Here is a 22,615-nt window from a genome sequence, read left to right as displayed (position 1 = left end):
CCTCAGTCAAAGCCTACGGCTTTGCCAGCTCCCTCTGGGAGGGAGCCTCTGGCGCGCCCGGAAGGTTTTTCATTGCATCTAATGTTTAGCAATGGGGCGTACACAAAAAGCCCCGGAGGGCGGGTGCTCCTCGGGGCGGGGTGGGGTTCAGTTCTACGGGGTGGTGTTGGTCAGCTCAAAGCCGATGGCAACATAGGTCTTGCCGCCGATGGTCTTTGCGCCGACCCCCAGCGCGGTGAGCTCCAGCGTTCTACCGTTTTCCTTTGCGCCGCCACGCTCCTTGTTCACAGTGCTGAGCAGAGCTTGGACATTGGTATAGTTCGCTTTGATAGCATCGGTTTTTGCAGCCTCATAGAAAAGCGGCACATAGGCGTCCGGCTTGCTGCTTCTTGTATCAAAGCAGAGCTGCACCTGCCGCACCACGGTCGTTTCGTCACCGTCTGTTTTGCAGCGTGCCCTGCCGGTCAGGCTGTCCGCGCCGCTTTTCTCGGCGATGTGGGTGACAGCCAGCGCCCGGATGGCGTCATCGTTTTCAAAGCTCGTCTTGAACGCCTTATTCAGCGCGTCAAGATAGGCGCTTTCCACCTCGGCGTCAAACTCGGGGTTGTCGGAGCCGCTGCCGCCGCAGGCGGTAAGCAGCGCCAGTGCCATGATACCGGCCAGCAGAACAGCCGCAAAACGCTTGATCTTTTTCATGCAATGCTCCTTTTATAAAATGCAGGGCGTTCCCGTGCGGAAGCGCGGGGGTATTCTGCTTTCATTTTACAGCAGCGCGGCGGCGTTCGTCAATGGCAAGTGTGCCTGTTTTTTGCCGGGATCTTTTGGCAGGGCGCAAAAAGCCCCGGAGGGCGGGTGCTCTCCGGGGCGGGGTGCAGTTTTAAGAAGGTGCGCTTATTCGCTGACCATAAAGAGGATCAGGGTGTAGTCCTTCTGCTTGGTAACGGTAACGCCGAACTTAGCCGGTTTCGTAACACCAAAATTCTTCAAAATCTGGTTAAGATTGGCCGCGCTGGAATTGACGACATTGACCAGATTCTTTTTATTGACTTCCATAGTGTTCGGGATGCGGATATCCACAGGTGCAATCTTTTTGCCGTTTGCAGCGGACTCAAGTTCAGCCAACAGCTCTTTTTGTGCAGCTACGTAAGCGTTCTTATCCATTGCGATCATGGCATTATGCATCTTGACACCAGCGGGCAGGCACTTAGCGCTGATCGCAGTCAGATCGGCGTCCGCAGTCAGCTTCAGATTTGCTGCTTCCTTGCCCCACTCCACAGCCCACGCGGCAACATTCTTTTCCAGTGCTTCATCACGGGTCACAGGGGTGCCGGCGGTGCCGCCGCAAGCGGTGAGCATTGCCAGTGCCATGATACCGGCCAGAAGAACAGCCACAAGACGTTTCATCTTTTTCATGTTAGATTCCTCCAAATAAAAAATTTACAGACTTTATCCGTGCCCCAAAAGCCCGGATAATCTATGTTCATTTTACAACATCTCCCTCCCCCGGTCAATGTACAGACTGCCTAGATTTTCCAGTTGTTTTTGAGCAGATACGCCAGCCTGTTGGATACAAAAAAAGCCCCGGAGGGCGGGTGCTCTCCGGGGAAGAAAGGACTAATTATTCTTTTATTTGTTGTAAGCGATGTTCTTGACCTGAATTGCGATTGCGGCATAGCTGCCCTTCTCGTTGGTTCTGACAACGACAGCGGCCTTTGCCCACTCGGTGTCGAGCTTCACGCTGTTGTTAGTGGACTCGATCTTTCCGAGCTCTTCAGTGATCTTTGTGATCAGACCTGCCACAAGACCAGCGGTCTTGTAGTCTGCCGACAATGTAACAGTCACATACTGCTCCACAGGGTCGATGCCCTTAACATCAAAATCAACAGCGAGAATACCAAATGCACTGGTTTCAGCCTTGATTCGTGTATCCAGCAGCTTTGCAGTTTCTTTGTAGAGCTGGCTGTCATTCTCGACTTTGCCGTCACGATCACACAGAGATGTAGCCTCGGTTCTCTTACCGAGCTGCTTCCGGATTGCTTCTTCCTTCTCTGTGTCTGCAGAAGTGCCGCCACCGGAACAGGCGGTGAGCATCACCATAGCCATCACACCTGCCAGCAGCAGGGCTACGAATTTTTTCAGGTTCTTCATAAGGGTATCCCTCCAATCAGCTTGTTTGTGGATATGTTTCTTTTTTCCCGAAAGGCTTTCGCAACCATCGTTGCCTTTCTGCCCTGATTATATCCGACAGGTGACGGTTTTGTCAATCGGGAATATCGCTAAACTTCCCGAAACAGTTTCGTTAAAAAGGATGAAAACAAGCGGGATTTGTTGCAGTTTTGGTATATTCTGGAATCAATTCTGTCGACAGTCTACGGAATCTCCGTTTCCCTGCCCCGGCGGCGCGGTTTTGCCGGGTGCGGGGTTACTTAAATTTGGATATATGTTGTGTTGATGGCGTTAACTCCCTCAGACGCGGCTTGCGCCGCGCCAGCTCCCTCTGGGAGGGAGCCTCTGGCGCGCCCGGAAGCTTTGCACTTTAGCCGGAAACTTTGCCGCCATGCCAAAGGCCCCATCTCAGAGGGGGCTGGCATCGAGCGCAGCGAGATGACTGGGGGAGTTCTTTTCCCCATTATTTTGCCTTTTTACACATTTTCACCACGTTTTAGTGGTAAAATCATGTCCGAATTGAAACGAACTCGGAGGAAGTACCCATGCAACACTGTCCCGCCCGCGCGGCACAGCGGCTGGCGGCGGCAGTTCTGGCGCTGGTCTTGCTGCTGTGCGCCTTTTTGCCCCGTGCCCACGCCGCTGCGCTGAAAGAGAAAAACGGCATCCGGCTGCTCAGCTTCGATACCAGCCACATCCTTTCCATCGGCAACCAGACCTCCGGCAAGTGCAGCCTGTACGCGCTGCGCTACGCCCGCACCATTCTGGACGGCAAGGTGTGCTCCGGCAGCGGGATGTGGTCGAACGGGGCGGTGTGGTCGGCAGCGGGCTACGTCGGGTACTCCGGCACCCGCGCCGAGTGCCTGAAAAAGCTGTACAGCGAGCTTTCCGCCGGGCATCCGGTGATCGTGCACCTGAAAAACACCACGGTGAGCGGGGTAAAGCGCCACACGAACCGCACCTCTACTTATGAATACCACCTGACTTCCTCCGGCTGGAGCGAGGTGAACTACCCCCACATTGCCACAAGCAGCACCTACGGGCACTGGGTATGCGTGGCGGGCATCTCCCCCACCGCCGACCCGGAAAACCTGACCGAGAGCGATTTCTACGCCCTCGACCCCGCCCGGGTAACGGCAAATGGACGGCTTGCCGTCACCCGCCTGCTGGACGGTACCCTGTGGGTGGAAAACTCCCCCCTCAAGGTGCTGGGGTGAAAATATAATATGATAAAACAGAGCGCCTGACACTGCGGTGTCAGGCGCTCTGTTTCTATTCAACTCTTTAATACCCCTTTACCGAGAACCCGCGCTCCCACGGGTCGGGCGGGATATTCTTGCTGCGGATGCCGGTAATTTGGATATAGTCGCTTTTCTGGATCATGGCGAACAGGGAGATGAATTTGTCCGGGTCGCCCTGCACTTCCAGCGTCACGCTGCCATCGTCCTCGTTCTGCACCCAGCCGGTCAGGTCAAGGGTCTGCGCGGCGTACCGCGCACGGTAGCGGAAACCCACCCCCTGCACCTGCCCGGTGATGATGTAGCGCCGCCGCTCCGTGCCTTCCGGCAGTGCGGGCGGGGTGCGATCTTTTTTGGAAAGAAAATCAAACACAGCGGTGTCCCTTTACAGCTCCTGATAAGCGGTCATCAGGGCGGGGATGAACTGCTTTTTGCGGCTCACCACGCCCGGCAGCGTCCAGCTGCCATCGGCGGCGGGCTGGATCTCGAAGCCATCCGTCAGCACCCCGGCGGCGTAGCGTCCATCGCAGATGACCACGCTCTCCTCCTTGGGCACGTCGGTCAGCAGCATGTAGATATCCTCCACGTTCTGCTTGTTGCGTGCCTCTTCCAGATACGGCTTCAGCAGCGCTTCGGCGGCGGTCAGGTTCTTGCGGGTCATGTAGCTGCCCTGCGCCACGCCAAAGCGGATATCGCCGCACATGAACACCTTGAAGTCCTGCAAGAACACTTCCTCCGCGGTCTTGCCGTCCAGCTTTTCGCCGGCTTCAAACATTTCGTTGGCAAACTCGTTGATATCTACCCCCGCGATCTTGGCCAGACGGTTGGCGGCGTTTACGTCGATGGGGGTGCAGGTGGGGCTGCGGAACACCAGCGTATCCGAAAGGATGGCAGCCAGCAGCAGACCGGCGGTCTTTTGCGGGATGGTCACGCCGTTTTCATCGTACATCTGGGTGACGATGGTGGCGGTGCAGCCCACCGGCTGGTTGCGGAAGTACACCGGGCCGCTGGTCTCCAGACTGCCGATGCGGTGGTGGTCGATGATCTCCAGAATCTCGGCCTGATCAAAGCCCTCCACCGCCTGTGTGGCTTCGTTGTGGTCCACCAGAATGATGCGGCGCTTGCGCAGGTTGATGATGTTGCGGCGGCTGATCATACCGCAATACTTACCGTCTGCGTCCAGAATGGGGAAATACCGGTGGCGCACCTTTGCCATCACACGGGTGACGTCTGCCACCGGGGTGACGAGGGTGAATTTCATGATATCGTCCCGGGTCATGTAATAGGAGATGGGTGCACACTGGCTGATGAGCTTTGCCGCCGCGTAGGTATCGCAGGGGGCGCTCATGATGGCTACGCCGGTCTCGGCGGCGATATGCTGGATGGTGCGGCCCACCTTTGCGCCGTTGCAGATGATGATGAGAGAAGCTTCCTTCTCGATGGCGCAGAGCTGGCTTTCGTAGCGGTTGGTCAGGATGACGATATCACCCTTTTCCATGCTGCTTTCCAGCATTTCCGGAGTGGCGGTGCCGATGCGGATGTGGCCGGTGGTGCATTCTGCGTCCTCACTGCCCACCACCATGGTAGCGCCCAGCGTTTCCAGAATATTGCGGTAGCTGGTGCGGCTCTTGGCAAGGATGCTGGTGTCGAACAGGTCCATGTTGGCGGTGGCGATATCCTTCACCGTGATGACGCCCTGCAGTTCGTTGTCCTCGCTGGTCACGGGGAGGGTGTCGATCTTCTGGTCGCGCATGATCTCCCACGCCTTGCGCAGGCTGGTGGAGCCGGAGATGCCGGGGATCTGGCGGTAATCCACGTCCCGGATCTTAGGGTTGACGTCGGTGCACATCCGGGGCGGCGTGACCCCGAACTTTTTCAGTACAAATTCCGTTTCCTGATTCATTTTGCCCGCACGCCGGGCTTCGCAGACCAGATCGCTGGTCTTGTTTTTCAGCTCTGCATAGGCAATGGCAGAGCAGATGGAGTCGGTGTCCGGGTTGCGATGCCCGATGACCACGACCTTATGCGCAGTTTGCTGCATACTGTACCCCCTTATGGGTCTTTACCTTCTTATCATTTACCAAAGCAGCGCCCCTCTCCTGCACAGCGGGGCGGGCTGCAACCTTATTTTAACACAACTGTGCCCATGGGTAAAGGGCACTGCACACGGCAGACTGTTGTTTTTCGATACGAAACACCGAAAAGCCTTCACCCCTTGGGGGGAAGGTGGCTGCGAACGTAGTGAGCAGACGGATGAGGGGTAATTCCGGCAGTAGCGCCCTCATCAGTCACCTGCGGTGACAGCTTCCCCCGACCGGGGGAAGCCTTTTATTGATTTCCGCAGTTTCTTGTATACAACCCCTTGCATTTCGACAGCATCCGCTGTATGATAGAGGTATTCGAGCTTTTTTGTCATTTGCAACGGAGGACAGCATGAAATCGTCCAAATTCACATCCACTCCCCTGTTTCCACGGCAGGCGCTGGTGGCGCTGCTGCTGCCGCTGATTGCGGAGCAGGCGCTAAGCGTGACCATTGGTCTGGCAGATACCCTGATGGTATCCTCGGTGGGCGAAGCCGCCGTGTCCGGCGTGAGCCTTGTGGACAGCTTTAACACCCTGATGATCCAGATCATGAGCGCACTGGCCACCGGCGGTGCGGTGGTCACCAGCCAGTACATCGGCCATCAGGAGCCAAAAAACGCCAAGGCGGCGGCGGCACAGATCTTATTCGTGCTGTCCAGTTTCAGTGTGCTGGTGGCGGCGGTGGTCATCGGCGGGCGGCACGCCATCCTGCGGGGCATCTTCGGCTCCATTGACGCGGACGTGATGCGCTATGCCGAGACCTACTTTCTGCTTTCGGCGCTGAGCTACCCCTTCATCGGCCTGTACAACGCCGGTGCGGCGCTGTTCCGGGCGCAGGGCAACAGCAAGATCAGTATGCTGTCCAGTCTGGTGATGAACGTGGTGAACATCGGCGGCAACGCGGTGCTGATCTACGGCTTCGGCATGGGGGTCATGGGCGCGGCGCTGGCAAGCCTTGTATCCCGCGCCATTGCCTGCGCGGTGGTGCTGTATCTGCTGCAAAAGCCGGGCTGCGCCCTGCGGGTGGACAGCCTGCGGGCGATGGCGCCGAACGGCGGGCTGATCCGGCGCATCCTGCGGGTGGGCATTCCCGCCGGCATCGAGAACGGCATGTTCCAGATCGGCAAGCTGTCGGTCTCCAGCCTGACCTCCACCCTTGGCACGGCTGCCATTGCCGCCAACGCGGTGGCCAATACCACCACCACCTTCCTGAACATCCCCGCCAACGCCGTGGGCATGGCTGCCCTGACCGTGGTAGGCCAGTGTCTGGGCGCGGGTGAAAAGGAACAGGCAGTGTACTACTCCCGCCGCCTGATGCTGACCGCCTACTGCGGCGCGTGGGTGATGAACCTGTCGGCCTTCTTCTTTGCCAACCGGTTCGCGGTGTCCCTGTTCAACCTTTCGCCGGAGGCACAGGCCATGGCGCTGGACATCATGGTGTGGTTCAACATCGTTTCCCTGTTCGTGTGGCCGTCCAGCTTTACCCTGCCCAACATCCTGCGCGCCGCCGGTGATGCCCGCTTTACCATGACCGTGAGCATCGTGTCCATGTGGGCGTTCCGGGTGGGCTTCTGTTATCTGGCCGTGCTGTGCTTCGGCGGCGGGCTGCTGAGCATCTGGATGGGTATGTATCTGGACTGGGTGTTCCGCTCGCTGTGCTTCTACCTGCGCTTCCGCCGGGGCAGCTGGCTGGAGCAGAGTGTGATCTGAATTTTTGGCATCCACCCCTTTCCCGGTCTGTAAAGACCGGCGAAAACGGGGTGGATTTTTTCTTTTTGCAGGAAAGCGCCGCTTTGATTCGTATTATCAACAGAAGAGCGATGGTATTTTTTACAGGTTCCACAAATTATTTTTTCAGCGCTTGACAAAGTTTTCACCTTTCGTTCTTGCAATCTTCATCGTTCGGGCGTATAATTTCTCAATGCTATCGAGTTCTGCTCTTCTGCAAAAGGAGGCTATTCTATGAAACGCAGCTGGCTTGCGCGCCACCCGGTCGGGTTCATGGCGCTGTATTCTATATTTTATCTTTCCGTTTTTCACTATCTGGAGGCAAACGTCCCCCTGCGCAGCATTCTGGTGCACTGCCGTCTGGACGATCTGATCCCCTTCTGCAAATATGCGGTGATCCCCTATTTTGCATGGTTTGCGTGGATCCCCTTTACCCTGTTCTATCTGCTGTGGAAGGCCCCGCGGGAGGACTTCTGGCGGCTGTGCCTGCCGCTGTTCTCCGGCATGACCATTGCACTGGCGTGCTACGCAGTGCTGCCCACGGCACTGGATCTGCGCCCCTACTGGGTGCCGGGCAGCGATATCTTTGCACGGGTGGTGCGCTTTTTGTACCGCACCGACACCGCCACCAACGTCTGCCCCTCCATCCATGTGTTCAACTCGGTAACGCTGCTGCTGGCGTACTACCGCAGCCGCATTTTTGATGCGCCCCGCCGCCGCTGGATGCGTCCCGCAGCCGCTGTGCTGTGCGTTTCCATCGTCTGCTCCACCGTGCTGCTCAAGCAGCACAGCTGCATTGACGTAGCCTTGGGTGCGCTGCTTGCACTGGCGCTGGACAGTGCCTTTACCGCCCTCGAGCGCAGCCAGCTGCCGCAGGTGCGGAGAGCCTAAAACTCTTTTTTTCGGCAGCGTGGGACGATTTGAAATGCCCTCCGCGCTGCTCTGGGCATAATCAGCGGAATTATCATTTTTATTTTGGCTTCCAAAAAGTCTGCGGACTTTTTGGAAGCCTTTTTTCACGCGAGAGACCCTCTTGGAAGAGTTTTCTGGTTCAGTTAGAAAGCTGGCGCTTTTCTTTACGACCCCAACTGTGAAAAAGTGGCTCAGAAACGCCCGCAGGCGTTTCTGAGCCACAAATTATAATAATAATTTTTCCGCTGAACATGGCCAAAGCGCACGCGGCGGCCATTCAAAATCGTCAAAACAACCCCTCGGGCAGGCAGATATCCTGCTTGGGGACTTTTGTCCACGCAAAGTCCGGCACAAGGCTTTCCGGGGTGCGGGGCGCCGGCTCCGGCTGCAAGCCGTAGGCAAACGCCAGTTTGCCGATGATCTCCGGGGCGGTGTATTTTGCCCGCAGGTTTTCAAGGCTCTGGTCGCCGTCCCGCTTGGACAGCCGCCGCCCGTCTGCCGCCAGCAGCAGCGGGCAGTGGGCAAAGCGGGGCGGCTGCAAGCCCAGCAGCCGGTACAGGTACAGCTGCCGCGCCGTGGAGGAAAGCAGGTCTGCCCCGCGCACCACCTCGGTGACGCCCATGCGGGCATCATCCACCACCACCGCCAACTGATAGGCAAACACGCCGTCTGCCCGGCGCAGGTAGAAGTCGCCGCAATCCCGCAGCAGGTTTTCCGTGTGGGTGCCCATGCAGCCGTCCGTAAAGGTGATCTCCTCATCCGGCACCATCAGGCGGTAGGCAGGGGCTTTCTTTTTGCGCTTTTCCGCGATCTCTTCCGGCGTCAGCCCCCGGCAGGTGCCCGGGTAGATGACGTTGCCGTCCGAGGTGTGGGGTGCGCTGGCGGCGTGCAGCTGGGAGCGGGAGCAAAAGCAGGGGTACACCAGCCCCCTCTGCTCCAGTTTGCGGTAGCTTTGGGTATAGATGTCCCCGCACTCGCTCTGGTAATAGGGCGCGTGTGCGCCGCCGGTGCTGCCGCCCTCGTCCCACGTAAGCCCCAGCCATGCAAGATCCTGCTCCAGCAAGTCGGCATAAACGCGGGGACAGCGCTCAGCATCCAAGTCCTCGATGCGCAGCACGATGCGCCCGCCCTGACTTTTTGCGCTGAGCCATGCCAGCAGGCTGCACGCCAGATTGCCCAGATGCAGCCGTCCGCTGGGGCTGGGCGCAAAGCGCCCGGTGACCGGGCGCTTTTGGGATACAGGGACTTGGTTTTGCATGGGTGTGCTTCCTTTCACTTTTACTGGTTTTTTCTCATTATAAGCCCTTGCTGTGCAAAGGTCAATGCGCATAAAAAAGCCGCCGCAGGCGGCAATGCCTGCGGCGGCTGTAAGGTCGGCTGCTCAGTGCAGCTCCGGCCAGTAGCCCTTGTTGGCTTCGATCATATCGTCCAGAATGGCCTTTGCAACGTTCATGCTGGGCACAGTCTTGTTCAGGGTAAAGGCCTGCAGCACCTTCTCGTAGCTGCCTTCCACGCAGCCCTCCACCAGCAGCTTTTCGCTGTTGAGCTGCTGCATCATCAAGCCCTGCTGGAACAGCGGGATGTTGTCCCGGGCAATGACCTCCGGGCCGTTTTTGCCGATGTAGGCGGGCAGCTCCACCATTGCGTCATAGGGCATATTGGGGATAGCGCCGCGGTTCTCGGTGATGATGAGGAAGCGTGCCTTGGTGTCGTTCTTCAGCGCAGCGGAAAGATCTGCGATCCAGTCGCCGTGGCTGCCGGCATAGAAGGTATTGGCGTCCACCTTGCCGGTCTTGAGGTAGTGGTCGATGCCGTCGAACAGGTTCTTTTCGCGGGTCTCCTCCACCTCGTTGGCGCGGGTGTGGTTCGGGTCCGAGTGCTCCACGAACTCCTTGGCCTGCAGATAGTAGTTCAGGTAGGTGTTGGGCAGGTACTCCGGGAAGTTTTCCATGATCTCGTACTCGCCCTTCCACACATAGTACCAGCTGCCCTTGGTGTGGCGGTTCTGGCTGCTGGAGGAAGTCAGGGCGCCCATGCCCTTGAGGTAGCTTTCCGGCAGAAGGATCTTGTTCTCCTTGATGTAGGCGCGCAGCTTGGGCATCAGATCCTCGCCGTGGTACTGGATGGAGGTGAACCAGCCAAAGTGGTTCAGGCCAAAGTAATCGTAAACGATCTCCTTCTTGTTCTGGATGCCCATGGCAGCTGCCACCACGTCAATGATGGCGATGGGCATATCGCAGATGTTGATGATCCGTGCCTTCGGGCGCAGCTTGCGGCAGGCTTCGGATACGATGGCGGCGGGGTTGGAGTAGTTCAGGATCCAGTAGTCCTTCTTGGCATACTTTTCCACATCGTCGATCAGCTTGATCATGGGGAAGATGGTGCGCATTCCGTAGGCCATGCCGCCGCAGCCGCAGGTCTCCTGTCCCACGCAGCCGTGGCGCAGAGGGATCTTTTCGTCCTGCTCACGCATGGCGTAGCCGCCCACGCGCATCTGGGCAAACACAAAAGAGGCATCCGTGTAAGCCTGCTGCACATCGGTGGTGACCACCAGCTTGATGTCGGTATTCAGCTCCTTGTGCAGGACCCAGTCCACCACAACGGCAACCTTGTCCTGCCGCTCCTTGTTGATGTCGAACAGACGGATCTCGTCCACTTCCAGTTCTTCCCGGCGCAGGGCGATGGATTTGACGATACCGGCGGTAAACGTGCTACCGCCGCCAGCAATGGTAATGACCATAGTATAAACGCTCCTTTTTTGTATTTTTCAGGTTAGCCCGGCGCAGTCCGCCGGGGCGCGGAAAAGCGGTTTACTGGTTTTCCAGCTGTGCTTCCACAGCACGCTTGATATCGGCTACCTGCAGACCGTAAACGATCTGGATATCGGTACCCTTTTTCACGATGCCGCTGTTCGGCAGTTTGTTGATGGCAGCTTCGTCCAGCTTTGCGGGGTCCTTGATGTTTACCCGCAGGCGGGTGAAGCAGTTGTCCACCGACAGGATGTTCTCCTTGCCGCCCAGACCATCGATGACGCACTGCACCTCGGCAGCGTTCTTCACGCTTGCCTTCTTGGCGGGTGCATCGCTCCCCGCGGTCTCGGTGCTCACCTCTTCCCGGCCGGGGGTGTGCAGGTTGAAGGCCTTGATCAGCAGGGTGAACACCACAAAGTACACTGCGATCTGGCACAGCGCCAGCAGGTACAGGGTGGGATAGTTGGTCTTATCTGCACCGGCAGAAAGGTTCATCAGAATCGAGCCGAGGAGGTTGGTGGTAAAGCCGGTGACATGGAAGATGTGCAGCAGCACGATGAACAGACCGGAAATGCAGGCGTGTGCCACCCACAGGATGGGAGCAGAGAAGCAGAACATGAAGTCCAGCGGCTCGGTGATGGAAGCCAGAGAGGCGGTAAAGGCCAGCGGCACCAGAACGGCAGCGGTCTTTTTGCGGTTCTCCTTGCGGGCGCAGAAGATGAAGGCTGCCACGATGCCAAAGTAGCCGAAGGTCTTGGTGAAGCCAGTGTACATCCACACGATGCCGTCCGAGAAGGGCAGACCCATGCTGTACTCCATCATCATGACGATGTAGGAGCCGGTGTAGGTGGCATCGCCCACGGTCAGGCTGTTGCCCAGTGCAGAGAACTGGAAGGGGGTGTAGATGAGGTGGTGCAGGCCGGTGGGGATGAGGAAGCGCTCCAAGAAGCCGTACAGGAACAGGCCGAAGTTGCCGGAGGTGGCGATCAGATCGGTCAGTGCGCTGATGACGTTCTGCACCGGCGGCCAGAAGAAGCAGGAGCCAAAGCCGAACAGGATGGAAAAGACCACCATGCAGGTAAAGGACCAGCGGTTGCCGGAGTAGATCTGGGTGATGATGCCCTTGAACTGCTTTTCACAGGTGCGGTTGTACACCCAGCCGCAGACAAGACCCAGCAGGATGCCGCCAAACACGCCCATATCCACCGTCTGGATGCCGAACACGGTGGACTGACCGGTGCCGTACAGACCCACCATCGGGTCAGCCTCGGCCAGCATGCCCAGCTGGGTCAGGGTGACATTGCCGGCGGTCAGGTACATAAAATAGCTCATCAGGCCGATGATGGCAGCCTGCTGCTTGTTCTTTTTGGCCAGCGCCGCTGCAATGCCCACGCAGAACATCAGGCTGAGGTTGTTGATGATGACCATGATGCAGTTGTAGATCAGCTGTCCCAGCAGCTTGATGGGAGTCCACTGCAGAGCGGGGATCATCGCACTAAGGCTTGTGCTGGTAAGCAATGCGCCCAGCACAAGGATCAGGCCTGCTGCCGAGATATACGACAGCGGTGAGAGCATGGCTTTGGAGAACTTTTCCAAGCCATTCATGACTTTTTCTTTCATCGTGTAATACTCCTCACTTTTTGACTTGACTGTTTTGGGGGATGATTTCTATTCTGCAGGGCTTCCGGACGCCCTGTTGAAACATTTTAACCAACGATCTTGGTCAGGTGGATGAGCAGATAGACCTGTTCCTGATGATCCAGCTCGTAATCAAATTCCTGCCGCAGGTAGGCATTGATGCGCTGTAAGCACACCTCGTTGCGACTGTCGCGCTGCAAAAGCACCGTATACATGGATTCCAGCCCGGCGTCCTGCCACGGAGTGTGCCGCAGGATGCGCGCCGCCAGAAACTTGAGGTGTACGGTCAGGCGGGTGGTCTCAAGGCTTTCTTCCTCAAAGGTGCAGTGATAGGTGTCGCAGATGATCTCCTTGACCGCCTTGACGAACTTTACGGTATCGTAGGCCAGTGCGCCGTCCGCCGCACCGGCTACCAGATGCAGGGCAATGTAGCCCGCTTCGTCCTCCGGCAGCTGTACGCCGCAGAACTGCCGGACAAGTTCCAGCGCCCTTTGCCCCACTGCGTACTCCTTCGGGTACAGCATCCGGGTCTCCGAGAGCACGAGGTTGGGCAGAAAGGTGCCCTTTTCCACACGTTCCAGCGCAAAGCTGATGTGGTCCACCAGCGAGATGGTGCTTTTGCTGCTGAGCAGGATGCCCTGCTCCTCTGCCGCCAGCGAGATGCGCTCGGCGGCCTGCATCACCTGCGGGGTGACGTTATCCAGCATCTTGAGGAACTTGGTCTGCAGCTCGTTCTGCACATAGTACACCTTGGAAACGCGGCTTTTGTCGATCACGTCCCCCGGGCGGCGGCCAAACCCAAGCCCGTTGCCCACGAGAATGGCTTCCCTGCCGTCCGGCATGACCACCGACACCGCATTGTTATTGAATACCTTTACAGCCTGCATCGCCGCACTCCTCCGCTTCCATGCCGCAGCTCTTGTGAAAAAGAAAAGGGCACAAGAACCAAAGGGATGCCGTTGCCGCCTTCCCTCTGATGCTCATGCCTGATCGAACAGTTACACGCACTGATAAATTCACTTGTCTGCTTTTGATTATACGAGCCAGTGCAGAAAATGTCAATGCGTTGAACTGCCCGAAATTCAAGCTGCATTTTTGTATATCCTGCACAGGTCTGCTTGAAATTCGTCCTGCGCAGAACGATTGACAACGCCGTGCGCAGAACGTATACTTAGGGTGTAGATCCCGCTTTGCTCCGGCGGCTTGCCGGGGCACCAGTTACGGAGGTTTTTCTTATGACATCGAAATATATCCGCTCCCTTGCGCTGCTGCTGTGCGCTGCTTTACTGGGCTGTCTGCTGGCAGCCTGCGGCGGGGCTGCAAGCAGCCCCGCATCCAGCGCTGCGCCCGCCTCGGACAGCGCATCCGCTTCCGGCAGCAGCACACTGCCCTCCTCCACCACAGAGGCCAACACCGGAGAGCTGAACCCCGGCAACTTTGACGAGAACTCGGTGTTCTCCATCACCGGCACAGAAAACGCCTTTGCGCCCTGTCTGGGCTGGGGGCCCGGGGTATCCGGCTGCTCTTTGAAATCGGTCATCGCGGCGGCATCGCTGCTGCACTGGGCCGAGGACGCGCGGATGTCCAGCCGCTCCCCGGAGGCCATTCAGGATGCCTTTTACAGCTGGTACGACGGCCTGACCGACAACCAGCAGGAAGGCTTTGCCGAGGCTTGGCCGCTGGTCAAGGACGCCGCGCTGGACCTGCTCAGCGATAAGGACAGCATGACCGGCCGCATCGCGGATGCAGGGCTGGACGCTGACACCCTGCCCGGCTGCACCCTGAAAAACTGGCAGGCGCTGCAAAGCGTGCTGGACGATATCGTGCCGGAGACGAACGGCGAGGCTTAAAAACTTTAAAGTGCAATGGGGCGCTGACCGTGTGGTCAGCGCCCCATTTTGTCTTTATACCTTTTTCAGCACATACTGGCGGGTGCCCATGCCCACCTTCTCGGCCTGGTCAAGGGTGGCCTTCCACTCGATGTTGGGGTTGGAGTCCTTGAAGTTGTCGTGGTAGCAGTTCCAGCCCGGCTTTGCAAGGTTTGCGCCCAGCTGGCTGTTGGGCAGCGGGGCGGCATTCAGGCAGGCATCCACGCAGGCCTGGTCCAGCGCCACAGGGTCAAAGGACGCAAAGATGCCGATATCCGGCAGGATGGGGGCATCGTTCTCGCAGTGGCAGTCGCAGTTGGGGCTGATGTCCTGCACCAGAGAAACGTGGAAGCAGGGGCGGTCGTGGCAGACTGCGGCGGCGTACTCGGCCATTTTGCGGTCCAGCAGCTCGTTGGCGCAGTCGTTGGGAGAATAGATGGCGTCAAAGCTGCACGCGCCGATGCAGCGGCCGCAGCCCTTGCACTTGTCGTAGTCGATGACCGCCTTGTTTTCGGCATTGTAAGTAATGGCGTCCGAGCCGCACTCCTTGGCGCAGCGGTGGCAGCCGCGGCACAGCCCCTCCTGCACGGCAGGTTTGCCGGCAGCGTGCTGCTCCATCTTACCCGCGCGGGAGCCGCAGCCCATGCCGATGTTCTTGAGCGCACCGCCGAAGCCGGTGGACTCGTGGCCCTTGAAGTGGGTCAGGCTGATGAACACGTCCGCATCCATGATGGCACGGCCAATCTTGGCGGTCTTGCAGTATTCGCCGTTGGGCACCGGCACTTCCACCTCATCCGTGCCGCGCAGGCCATCACCAATGAGTACCTGACAGCCGGTGGTCATGGGCCAGAAGCCGTTCAACTGGGCGCAGCTCAGGTGCTCCAGCGCATTCTTGCGGCTGCCCGGGTACAGGGTGTTGCAGTCGGTCAGGAAGGGCATACCGCCCTGCTCCTTGCACAGGTCTGCCACCACCTTGGCGTAGTTTGGACGCAGAAAAGCCAGATTGCCCAGCTCGCCGAAGTGCATCTTGATGGCCACGAACCGGCCGTCCATGTCGATGTCCTTGATGCCGGCGGCAATGCACACCCGGCGCAGCTTTTCCAGCAGGCTGGTGCCCACCGGACAGCGGAAATCCGTATAGTAAACTTTGGATGCTTCCATGGTGTTTTTCCTCCCATATCTTTCCGGCGGCGTCTGCCGCGCAGTCTCTCTTTTGTTCAGGCAATACCACATGATTCCAAGTGCCGATACGGCGAGCGAGGTGCGGCAGATGCTAAGCCAAAAGCGCAGATAATACTTTGTGTATTATCGAGCATTTTGGCAACGCAGATGCCGTGCCGCAGCCGCCGGAACGGTGCTTGAGCCGTCAGGCGGGAATTGTGCGGTACTGCCTTCAGTATAGCACACCCGGGCGAGCGGTGTAAACAGAAAATGGAGCAGCGCCGTTTTTGCTCTGCCCATTTTGGGGTTGACAGCCCTGCCCTGCGGTGTTATCTTATATCGGTTCCAAAAAACGGAACGGATGTCAAGATACAGGAGTTATGTCTATGAACGATTTTGATACATTCTGGCACGAAGCTAAAGCCGCCCTGCGGGTGGCGCTGCAATGGTTCTTTCTGGCGGTTCCCATGGGTCTGCTCTGTGGATTTCTGGGCACCTTGTTCCACCTTGCCGTCGAGCACGCGACAGAACTGCGTGCCGCGCAGCCCTGGCTGCTGTTCCTCTTGCCTGTGGCAGGTCTGCTCATCACTGCCCTTTATAAGGTGACCAAGTGCGAGGGTGTGGGCACCAACAACGTTATCCGCGCCGTGCAGAGCGGCGAGCCGGTCAGCATTCTGCTGGTGCCCGCTATCTTTCTGGGTACGGTGCTCACCCACCTGTGCGGCGGCTCTGCCGGCCGCGAGGGCGCTGCGCTGCAGATGGGCGGCAGCATCGGCTGGAACCTTGGCACCCTGCTGCGACTCAAGGACCACGACCGCCGTACCGCCACCATCAGCGGCATGGCTGCGTTCTTCTCTGCCCTGTTCGGCACCCCGCTGGCGGCGGCCTGCTTTGCCATGATGGTGGAGGATGTGGGCCTGACCTTTACTTCTGCCTTTGTCCCCGCCTTTACCTCTGCCCTCATCGCCTACGGCTGCTCGCTGGTCTTTGGCATCGTGCCCACCCACTTTGCCCTCACTGCACCGGAGCTGAATGTCCGCACCGCCCTGCTGGTTATCCTGCTGGGTGTGGCCTGCGCTGCCGTTTCTCGCCTGTTCTGCTATACGCTCCACTTCATGGAGCATATCGTGCCAAAGCTTCTCCCGAACCCGTGGGTGCGGGTCTTTGCGGGCGGCGTGCTGGTCATCGGCTTTTCCTATCTGTTCGGCGTAGGGCGGTATAACGGCGCGGGCATGAGCGTCATCATCGCCGCCGTGGAGCAGGGACAGGCGCTGCCGTGGGATTTTCTGTGCAAGATCTTCCTCACCGCGCTGACCCTTGCCTGCGGGTTCAAGGGCGGCGAGGTGGTGCCCAGCTTCTTTGTGGGCGCTACCTTCGGCTGCGTGGTCGGCCCGCTGCTGGGTCTGCCCGCCGAATTTGCGGCGGCGGTGGGGCTGGTGTCCATCTTCTGCGGTGCCACCAACGTCCTGATCCCCTCCATCCTGCTGGGCTTTGAGCTGTTCAGCGGCGCCGGGCTGGAGCTCATCGCGCTGGGCTGCGGTATCTGCTTTATGCTCTCCGGCCACCACGGCCTGTACAGCAGCCAGACCTTTGTCACCAACAAACTGCGCTCGGAGTATATGTCCCATAAGTGGCGCGTAAAGGTAAAAAAAGAGGAAGAGTAAGCTTTCCTATCAAAACAGGGGCTGTTGCGCAAGCAACAGCCCCTGTTTTCATTATTAAGCTTTTCTCTTATGCCAGCGCGGTGATGGCTGCCACAGCCAGCACAATGGCGCCCAGCACGATGCGGTAGATGCCGAAGAACTTGAAGTCGTGGCGCTTGACGTAGTCCATCAGGAAGCGGATGGCCGCAAGGCTGACGGCAAAGGCCACAACACAGCCCACCAGCAGCACAGCAATCTCGGTGCCGGTAATGGATACGCCGGAAACCGCGAACTTGACCACCTTGAGCAGGGATGCACCCGCCATGACCGGGATGGCCAGATAGAAGGTGAACTCCGCCACGCAGGCGCGGGAGAGACCCAGCAGCAGACCGCCCACGATGGTAGCGCCGGAACGGGAGGTACCGGGGATGATGGCAAGGCACTGCCACACGCCGATGAGCAAAGCGTCCCGGTAGCTGATCTGTTCCAGCTTTGTGACCCGGGGCGTGGTGCGGCGGTTTTCCACCACAAGGAAGAGCACGCCGTACAGGATCAGCATGGCGGCTACGGTGATGTAGTTATAGAAGTGCTCCTCCATCCAGTCGTCCAGCGGGCTGATGACCAGCACCGGCAGGGTGGCGGCTACCACCTTGAACCACAGATTCCACACGCTGGGCTTGGAGATGACCTTGCCCTGCCGCAGCCCGAAGGGCCACAGCTTATTCCAGAACAGCACCACCACGGCCAGAATGGCACCCAGCTGGATGACCACTCGGAACATGGACATAAATTCTTCACTGGCATTGAACTTGACGACCTGCTCCACAAGGATCATGTGCCCGGTGGAGGAGATGGGCAGCCACTCGGTAATGCCCTCCACAATACCCATCAGGATCGCTTTGATGATCTCGAAAAACGTAATAAATCCCTCCTGCAGCACCCGTTGGGTGCGTAGTTTTTTCAAAAGCAGTTCCAGTATACCATACTATGAGCCCCTGTGCATACAGATTATAGAAATTTTCCCCCGGGCGCTGTATTTATCTGCCCCGGGAAATGTGCTATACTATAAAAATAAGAAGTCTGTCCGCTTTCTGCGCCCGGCGCAGAAAGCTCTGAGAACAACGAGGTGAACCTTCATGAACATACTGGTGATCGGCTGCGATCAGGTGGGTGCGGCGCTGATCCGCGATCTGGAACGCATCGGCCATGATATCTCGGTGGTGGAAAAGGACCCCGAGCAGCTCAAGCGTCTGGATGCCTTTGACGATTATACCTTTCACGGCACTGCCCTTGTGGGCGACCCTACCGACCCGGACACCCTGCGCCGGGGCGGCGTGGAGAACTGCGACGCCGTGGCGGCGGTGACCGAGGAGGACTCGGTGAACCTGATGGCGGCGCAGCTGGCAAAGAACATCTTCCGCCGGGATAAAGTCATCTGCCGGGTGTCCGACCCGCATCTGCAGATCTTGTACCACAAAGCCTACGAGCTGGAGACCATCTGCCCCACCGTGCTGACCGAGCAGGCGGTGTTCCGGGCTCTTTCCAAGTAAAACAGCCTGTTTTTGCTTTACAGACCGTAGAATGAGGTAATGATATGAAAGTTTGTATTGCCGGCGGCGGCCGGGTGGGCATGTATCTTGCCCAAAGCCTGCTGTCCCACCACCATAAGGTGACCATCATCGAGCCGCAGGAGGCGCTGTGCCGTACCCTTGCCGATACGCTGGATATCCCGGTCATCTGCGGCGACTCCTTGAGTTTTGACACCCTGCGCACCGCCGATGTTGCCAGCTGCGACGCCTTTGTGGCGGTGACCAACACCGACGAGACCAATCTGGTGGCGTGCCAGATCGCTAAGCGGGAGTTTGGTGTGAACCGCACCGTGGCGCGCGCCTCCAACCCCAAAAACCGGGACATCCTGCACACGCTGGGCGTGGATACCGTGGTGTGCGGCACCGACAACCTGAGCCATATCCTGGAGCGGGAGATCGAGACCGACACCATCCGGCAGCTGCTTTCGCTGGGCGGCGGCACTGCCAGCCTGAATGAAATTTTGCTGCCGGAGGACTTTCAGTTTGCGGGCAAGGAGATCAAGGAGATCCCCATCCCCGGCGATGCCATTCTGGTCAGCATCACCCGGGATACCGAGTTCATCATCCCTCACGGCAGCACGGTGCTGCTGCCGTGGGACCGGCTGCTGTGCCTGACACAGGACGACACCCTGCATCTGCTGATGGATGCGTGGGGTCTTTCCTCCCACAAATGAGCGAGCAGGAGCTGCTGCGCACCGCGCTGGTGCTGCCGCCCCGCGCCCGCCGGGTGCTCTGCGTCTGGGCAGCTGTGCCCGGGCTGGTCTGTGCGCCCTTTGCCTTCTGGCAGAGCGTGTGGGCGGGCGCAGTCTTTTGCGCTGTATGGGCGGCGCTGGTGGCGCTTGTCCGGGCGCGCTGCTGCAGCTTTGTCGCCGCCCTGACGGCAGACAGCGTCACGGTGCAGGCCGGGGTGGCTGTCCCTGTGCTGCACCGCATCCCGCGCCGGGCGGTCACCGGGGTGCAGCTGCTGCGCACCCCGCTGCTGTGGGCGGCAGGGTGCACCGTGCTCCTTGTGCGCAGCCCGGGGCTGCAATTGGTGCTGCCCGGCATCCCCGCCGCACAGGCCACTGCGCTGGCGGCGGTACTGATGGAGGGCAGTGTATGAACCGGGAAAAGCACTTCCACCCGCTGGCAGCACTGCATCTGCTGCGCAAGACCCTGCTGGTGTACCTTCTGCCGCTGGTACAGGTGCTTTTTGACCGCAACTGGGACGCCCTGCGTGCGGCGCTGCGGCAGGAGCTTGTGCTGCTGGTGTTTATCAGCGCCGTGTGCTGGGCGGTGTACTATGCAAGCCGCTGGCAGGTGGATGCCGAGGGCACGGTGCACGTCAGCTGGCGGCTTGGCGTGCGGCTGGACCGCGCCCTGCGCACCGAAGGTCTGGCGGCGCTGGTGCTGGAGCAGCCCCTGCTCTACCGGCTGACCGGTGCCTGCCGGGTGGTGCTGTACCCTGTGGGGCAGACCAAGACCATCACTTTGTATCTTACCCGGCAGCAGGCTGAGGAGCTTGCCGATGTGCTGCTGCCGGTGACAGACCCGCTGTGGCACGCGCCCAAGGGCAGCGAAAAGCTGGCCTTTACGGTGCTGGGTGCCAACGGCCTGTCCACCCTGATTTTATGGTGGCTGGCCATCCACCAGACCCAGAGCTACGCCCCGGATGCCCAGACCGCTGCCCTTGCGCAGCTGGGACAGCTGGCGGCACTTGCCGCCCGCTGGCTGCCGCTGGGCGCGGCGTGGCTGCTGGTGCTGGCGGGCACCCTGTTCTGCATCAGTCTGGTGCGCAGCGCCTTGCAGGCGGTGCATTATACCGTCTGGCGCACCGATACCCAGCTGGGCAGCCGGGGCGGGCTTGTACGCCGGTACGAGATGCGGCTGCGGCTCAGCCAGCTGAACTATGCCGACCTGCGCCGCTCCCCCGCCACTTGGGCGCTGCATTACTGCCCGGTATTTGTCTCGGCAGGGGCGTGCCGCCCGGAGCTGCCCTTGTTCGTCTGGCGGGAGGGCACCCCGCTGCTGCGGGAGCTGCTGCCGGAGATGGCGCAGCTGCCCCCGGACACCCGTGCCGACACCACTGACCGCAGCGTAGTGTTCTTTTTACCGGCAGGCATCCCGCTGGCGCTCTGCCTGCTGCTGACGGCGGTATCCCGCACCACCCTGCCCGCGCTCACCCTGCCGCTGCTCATCCCCACCGGGGTGTTTGCCGCCCTGCTGGGTGCTGCCGCCGTGGGCTGGCACCGGGAGGGCGTATGGCAGCAGCAGGGACAGCTGCTGCTCTGCCGGCAGCACCGGTTCCATCTGCACCAGCTGTGCGTGTTCCACCCGGACACCGGCTTTACCGCGCTGCAATCCCCTTGGGCGGTGACGGTGCAGCGCGCCAACCTGACCCTTGTATTCCCGGGCAAAGAAAAGGTCACGGTGCGCAGCGTGCCGCTTGCGGCTCTTGATTTTCTGGAGATATAGAAGTATACTTGCGATGCCCCGCTGAACCTACGGTCGGCGGGGCATTTTTGTATCACAGACCAACGGAGACTATTTTATGATAAAGACTGTATTATTTGATCTGGACGGCACCCTGCTGAACACCATCGACGACCTTGCCGATGCCGGCAACTGGGTGTGTGCCCAAAATGGCTGGCCCACCTTTACGGTGGCGCAGTTCAAGATGATGGTGGGCAACGGCATCCCCAAGCTGGTGGAGCGATTCTCCCCCGCCGACGCCCGCACCCCGGCGCAGCTGGCGGCGACGCTGGCGCAGTTCACCGCCCGGTACGATGCCCACAAGGAGGACAAGACCGCACCCTACCCCGGCATTCCGGCGCTGCTGGACGCACTGAAGGCCGAGGGCATCCAGTGCGCGGTGTTCTCCAACAAGGCTGATGCCCTGTGCGGCGGCATCATTGCCCACTACTTTGGCACCGGCCGCTTTGACGCCGTGCGGGGCAACCGCCCGGGCGTACCCACCAAGCCCGACCCCACCGGACTGTATGCCCTGATGACCGAGCTGGGCGCAGACCCCGCCGCTACCCTTTTTGTGGGCGACAGCGACGTAGACATCCTCACCGGACACAACGCCCACCTGCCCGCCATGGGTGCGCTGTGGGGCTTCCGCGGCCGTGCCGAGCTGACCGCCGCCGGTGCGGATGCGCTGGCAGAGGTGCCGGAAGATATCCTGCGGTATGTGCAGGAGCAGAACAGGTAAAACCACAAAAGGAACACCGGGCAGATGGCATCTGCCCGGTGTTCTTCTTTATACAAAGCAAAAACGCCTTTGCGCTATGCGCAAAGGCGTTTTTATGACCCGTACGGGAATCGAACCCATGTTACAGCCGTGAAAGGGCCGTGTCTTAACCGCTTGACCAACGGGCCTTACAAATACAGAGCTTCGCTAAAACCTCCGACTTTCATCGTCCACTACTGCGGACGACCGTCCCCCTTATCTTAGCGAAACTCTGTAACGTGGTAGCGGTAACTGGATTTGAACCGGTGACACTTCGGGTATGAACCGAATGCTCTAGCCAACTGAGCTATACCGCCACATATTTAACTTGCACTCGAACGGTGCTTTATTATTATATCCATAGATGCCCCTTTTGTCAACACATATTTTCAAAAAATTTTGCAGTTTTTTGAGATTCTTAATTTATTTACATAGGTGCGTTGAAATATGGGTTTTCTCGCCGCTTTTGCGGGTAAAAAGCCCTCTCAGGCGCTCCGGGAGAAACTCCCCCAGTCTCGCTACGCTCGACAGCCCCCTCTAGGATGGGGCCTTTGGCATAGCGGTACAGTTTCTGGCTAAAGTGCGAGGTTTGTGGGTGCGCCAAAGGCTCCCTCCCAGAGGGAGCTGGC

The 22,615-nt window shown here is 59.1% G+C and carries 21 protein-coding genes and 2 tRNA genes; 10 read left to right on the top strand and 13 right to left on the bottom strand.

All coding sequences use genetic code 11. The annotated features are described in order from the left end of the window. Positions 1-153: 153 nt before the first annotated feature. The 3 genes from WMO44_RS12740 to WMO44_RS12730 form a co-directional block, all read right to left on the bottom strand. Positions 154-696 (bottom strand): hypothetical protein, encoded by a 543-nt coding sequence (locus tag WMO44_RS12740; protein WP_349152807.1) that lies wholly within the window; start codon positions 694-696, stop codon positions 154-156. 195 nt (positions 697-891) lie between these two features. Then, complete coding sequence (locus WMO44_RS12735) at positions 892-1,413, bottom strand: hypothetical protein (RefSeq protein ID WP_349152806.1); 522 nt, start codon at positions 1,411-1,413, stop codon at positions 892-894. Positions 1,414-1,626: 213 nt separating this feature from the next. Beyond that, a complete protein-coding gene (locus WMO44_RS12730; RefSeq protein ID WP_349152805.1) occupies positions 1,627-2,148 on the bottom strand; it encodes a hypothetical protein in 522 nt (173 codons plus the stop codon). A 563-nt stretch (positions 2,149-2,711) separates the two neighbouring features. Between WMO44_RS12730 and WMO44_RS12725 the strand changes: the two genes are divergently transcribed. Beyond that, a complete protein-coding gene (locus tag WMO44_RS12725) occupies positions 2,712-3,383 on the top strand; it encodes a cysteine peptidase family C39 domain-containing protein (RefSeq protein ID WP_349152804.1) in 672 nt (223 codons plus the stop codon). A 67-nt stretch (positions 3,384-3,450) separates the two neighbouring features. Here the strand turns inward: WMO44_RS12725 and WMO44_RS12720 are convergent, their stop codons facing one another. Beyond that, entirely contained in the window at positions 3,451-3,777 is a 327-nt protein-coding gene (locus WMO44_RS12720; RefSeq protein WP_249252440.1) for an acylphosphatase, read from the bottom strand. Between the two features lie 12 nt (positions 3,778-3,789). Then, entirely contained in the window at positions 3,790-5,445 is a 1,656-nt protein-coding gene (locus tag WMO44_RS12715) for a putative manganese-dependent inorganic diphosphatase (protein WP_249252450.1), read from the bottom strand. Between the two features lie 392 nt (positions 5,446-5,837). Between WMO44_RS12715 and WMO44_RS12710 the strand changes: the two genes are divergently transcribed. Then, entirely contained in the window at positions 5,838-7,196 is a 1,359-nt protein-coding gene (locus tag WMO44_RS12710) for an MATE family efflux transporter (RefSeq protein ID WP_055186407.1), read from the top strand. Positions 7,197-7,448: 252 nt separating this feature from the next. Next, positions 7,449-8,105, top strand: coding sequence for a phosphatase PAP2 family protein (locus WMO44_RS12705; RefSeq protein ID WP_349152803.1), 657 nt, complete (start codon positions 7,449-7,451; stop codon positions 8,103-8,105). Positions 8,106-8,412: 307 nt separating this feature from the next. Here WMO44_RS12705 and gluQRS read toward each other — a convergent pair whose 3' ends face one another. The 4 genes from gluQRS to WMO44_RS12685 all read right to left on the bottom strand — a co-directional run bounded on the left by gluQRS (position 8,413) and on the right by WMO44_RS12685 (position 13,401). After that, positions 8,413-9,384 (bottom strand): tRNA glutamyl-Q(34) synthetase GluQRS, encoded by a 972-nt coding sequence (gluQRS, locus tag WMO44_RS12700; RefSeq protein ID WP_349152802.1) that lies wholly within the window; start codon positions 9,382-9,384, stop codon positions 8,413-8,415. 123 nt (positions 9,385-9,507) lie between these two features. Continuing rightward, the gene (locus tag WMO44_RS12695; RefSeq protein WP_154252514.1) at positions 9,508-10,866 is read right to left on the bottom strand and encodes a 6-phospho-alpha-glucosidase; all 1,359 of its coding nucleotides are present in this window, start codon (positions 10,864-10,866) and stop codon (positions 9,508-9,510) included. Positions 10,867-10,936: 70 nt separating this feature from the next. Beyond that, positions 10,937-12,496, bottom strand: coding sequence for a PTS transporter subunit EIIC (locus WMO44_RS12690; RefSeq protein ID WP_349152801.1), 1,560 nt, complete (start codon positions 12,494-12,496; stop codon positions 10,937-10,939). Between the two features lie 86 nt (positions 12,497-12,582). Then, positions 12,583-13,401, bottom strand: coding sequence for a PRD domain-containing protein (locus tag WMO44_RS12685; protein WP_097778927.1), 819 nt, complete (start codon positions 13,399-13,401; stop codon positions 12,583-12,585). Between the two features lie 348 nt (positions 13,402-13,749). On the opposite strand from WMO44_RS12685, the gene WMO44_RS12680 reads away from it, so the two are divergent. Next, entirely contained in the window at positions 13,750-14,364 is a 615-nt protein-coding gene (locus WMO44_RS12680; protein WP_349152800.1) for a hypothetical protein, read from the top strand. A gap of 54 nt (positions 14,365-14,418) precedes the next feature. Here the strand turns inward: WMO44_RS12680 and WMO44_RS12675 are convergent, their stop codons facing one another. Then, positions 14,419-15,543, bottom strand: a complete 1,125-nt coding sequence (locus tag WMO44_RS12675) for a DUF362 domain-containing protein (RefSeq protein WP_349152799.1) — start codon at positions 15,541-15,543, stop codon at positions 14,419-14,421. 386 nt (positions 15,544-15,929) lie between these two features. On the opposite strand from WMO44_RS12675, the gene WMO44_RS12670 reads away from it, so the two are divergent. After that, positions 15,930-17,207 carry a chloride channel protein gene (locus tag WMO44_RS12670; RefSeq protein WP_349152798.1) on the top strand — a complete coding sequence of 426 codons (1,278 nt, stop codon included), beginning with the start codon at positions 15,930-15,932 and terminating at the stop codon, positions 17,205-17,207. A gap of 67 nt (positions 17,208-17,274) precedes the next feature. Here the strand turns inward: WMO44_RS12670 and WMO44_RS12665 are convergent, their stop codons facing one another. After that, a complete protein-coding gene (locus tag WMO44_RS12665; RefSeq protein ID WP_349152808.1) occupies positions 17,275-18,126 on the bottom strand; it encodes an undecaprenyl-diphosphate phosphatase in 852 nt (283 codons plus the stop codon). A gap of 196 nt (positions 18,127-18,322) precedes the next feature. Between WMO44_RS12665 and WMO44_RS12660 the strand changes: the two genes are divergently transcribed. From WMO44_RS12660 to WMO44_RS12640, 5 genes are all read left to right on the top strand, one after another. Beyond that, positions 18,323-18,736, top strand: coding sequence for a potassium channel family protein (locus tag WMO44_RS12660; protein ID WP_005924324.1), 414 nt, complete (start codon positions 18,323-18,325; stop codon positions 18,734-18,736). A gap of 44 nt (positions 18,737-18,780) precedes the next feature. Next, entirely contained in the window at positions 18,781-19,449 is a 669-nt protein-coding gene (locus WMO44_RS12655; protein ID WP_015537076.1) for a potassium channel family protein, read from the top strand. Further along, entirely contained in the window at positions 19,446-19,877 is a 432-nt protein-coding gene (locus WMO44_RS12650) for a PH domain-containing protein (RefSeq protein ID WP_349152797.1), read from the top strand. The genes WMO44_RS12655 and WMO44_RS12650 overlap by 4 nt, the downstream gene beginning before the upstream one ends. Next, the gene (locus WMO44_RS12645; protein ID WP_349152796.1) at positions 19,874-21,229 is read left to right on the top strand and encodes a YdbT family protein; all 1,356 of its coding nucleotides are present in this window, start codon (positions 19,874-19,876) and stop codon (positions 21,227-21,229) included. Before WMO44_RS12650 ends, WMO44_RS12645 begins: the two co-directional genes overlap by 4 nt. 76 nt (positions 21,230-21,305) lie before the next feature. Continuing rightward, entirely contained in the window at positions 21,306-21,968 is a 663-nt protein-coding gene (locus WMO44_RS12640) for an HAD family hydrolase (RefSeq protein WP_349152795.1), read from the top strand. Between the two features lie 95 nt (positions 21,969-22,063). On the opposite strand, the gene WMO44_RS12635 is transcribed toward WMO44_RS12640, so the two are convergent. Both WMO44_RS12635 and WMO44_RS12630 read right to left on the bottom strand, forming a co-directional pair. After that, positions 22,064-22,135 (bottom strand) — tRNA-Glu (locus tag WMO44_RS12635). 91 nt (positions 22,136-22,226) lie between these two features. Beyond that, positions 22,227-22,303, bottom strand: a tRNA-Met gene (locus WMO44_RS12630). Positions 22,304-22,615: the final 312 nt, after the last annotated feature.

The organism is Faecalibacterium tardum, from assembly GCF_040096515.1.
Taxonomy (GTDB): domain Bacteria; phylum Bacillota; class Clostridia; order Oscillospirales; family Ruminococcaceae; genus Faecalibacterium; species Faecalibacterium tardum.
This window is presented reverse-complemented; position numbering and strand designations above follow the sequence as displayed.

Bases quoted from the DNA above. Each gene is read 5' to 3' on its own strand.
- WMO44_RS12740 (WP_349152807.1), bottom strand. From the start codon at position 696: ATGAAAAAGATCAAGCGTTTTGCGGCTGTTCTGCTGGCCGGTATCATG.
- WMO44_RS12735 (WP_349152806.1), bottom strand. From the start codon at position 1,413: ATGAAAAAGATGAAACGTCTTGTGGCTGTTCTTCTGGCCGGTATCATG.
- WMO44_RS12730 (WP_349152805.1), bottom strand. From the start codon at position 2,148: ATGAAGAACCTGAAAAAATTCGTAGCCCTGCTGCTGGCAGGTGTGATG.
- WMO44_RS12725 (WP_349152804.1), top strand. From the start codon at position 2,712: ATGCAACACTGTCCCGCCCGCGCGGCACAGCGGCTGGCGGCGGCAGTT.
- WMO44_RS12715 (WP_249252450.1), bottom strand. From the start codon at position 5,445: ATGCAGCAAACTGCGCATAAGGTCGTGGTCATCGGGCATCGCAACCCG.
- WMO44_RS12710 (WP_055186407.1), top strand. From the start codon at position 5,838: ATGAAATCGTCCAAATTCACATCCACTCCCCTGTTTCCACGGCAGGCG.
- WMO44_RS12705 (WP_349152803.1), top strand. From the start codon at position 7,449: ATGAAACGCAGCTGGCTTGCGCGCCACCCGGTCGGGTTCATGGCGCTG.
- gluQRS (WP_349152802.1), bottom strand. From the start codon at position 9,384: ATGCAAAACCAAGTCCCTGTATCCCAAAAGCGCCCGGTCACCGGGCGC.
- WMO44_RS12695 (WP_154252514.1), bottom strand. From the start codon at position 10,866: ATGGTCATTACCATTGCTGGCGGCGGTAGCACGTTTACCGCCGGTATC.
- WMO44_RS12690 (WP_349152801.1), bottom strand. From the start codon at position 12,496: ATGAAAGAAAAAGTCATGAATGGCTTGGAAAAGTTCTCCAAAGCCATG.
- WMO44_RS12685 (WP_097778927.1), bottom strand. From the start codon at position 13,401: ATGCAGGCTGTAAAGGTATTCAATAACAATGCGGTGTCGGTGGTCATG.
- WMO44_RS12680 (WP_349152800.1), top strand. From the start codon at position 13,750: ATGACATCGAAATATATCCGCTCCCTTGCGCTGCTGCTGTGCGCTGCT.
- WMO44_RS12675 (WP_349152799.1), bottom strand. From the start codon at position 15,543: ATGGAAGCATCCAAAGTTTACTATACGGATTTCCGCTGTCCGGTGGGC.
- WMO44_RS12670 (WP_349152798.1), top strand. From the start codon at position 15,930: ATGAACGATTTTGATACATTCTGGCACGAAGCTAAAGCCGCCCTGCGG.
- WMO44_RS12660 (WP_005924324.1), top strand. From the start codon at position 18,323: ATGAACATACTGGTGATCGGCTGCGATCAGGTGGGTGCGGCGCTGATC.
- WMO44_RS12655 (WP_015537076.1), top strand. From the start codon at position 18,781: ATGAAAGTTTGTATTGCCGGCGGCGGCCGGGTGGGCATGTATCTTGCC.
- WMO44_RS12650 (WP_349152797.1), top strand. From the start codon at position 19,446: ATGAGCGAGCAGGAGCTGCTGCGCACCGCGCTGGTGCTGCCGCCCCGC.
- WMO44_RS12645 (WP_349152796.1), top strand. From the start codon at position 19,874: ATGAACCGGGAAAAGCACTTCCACCCGCTGGCAGCACTGCATCTGCTG.
- WMO44_RS12640 (WP_349152795.1), top strand. From the start codon at position 21,306: ATGATAAAGACTGTATTATTTGATCTGGACGGCACCCTGCTGAACACC.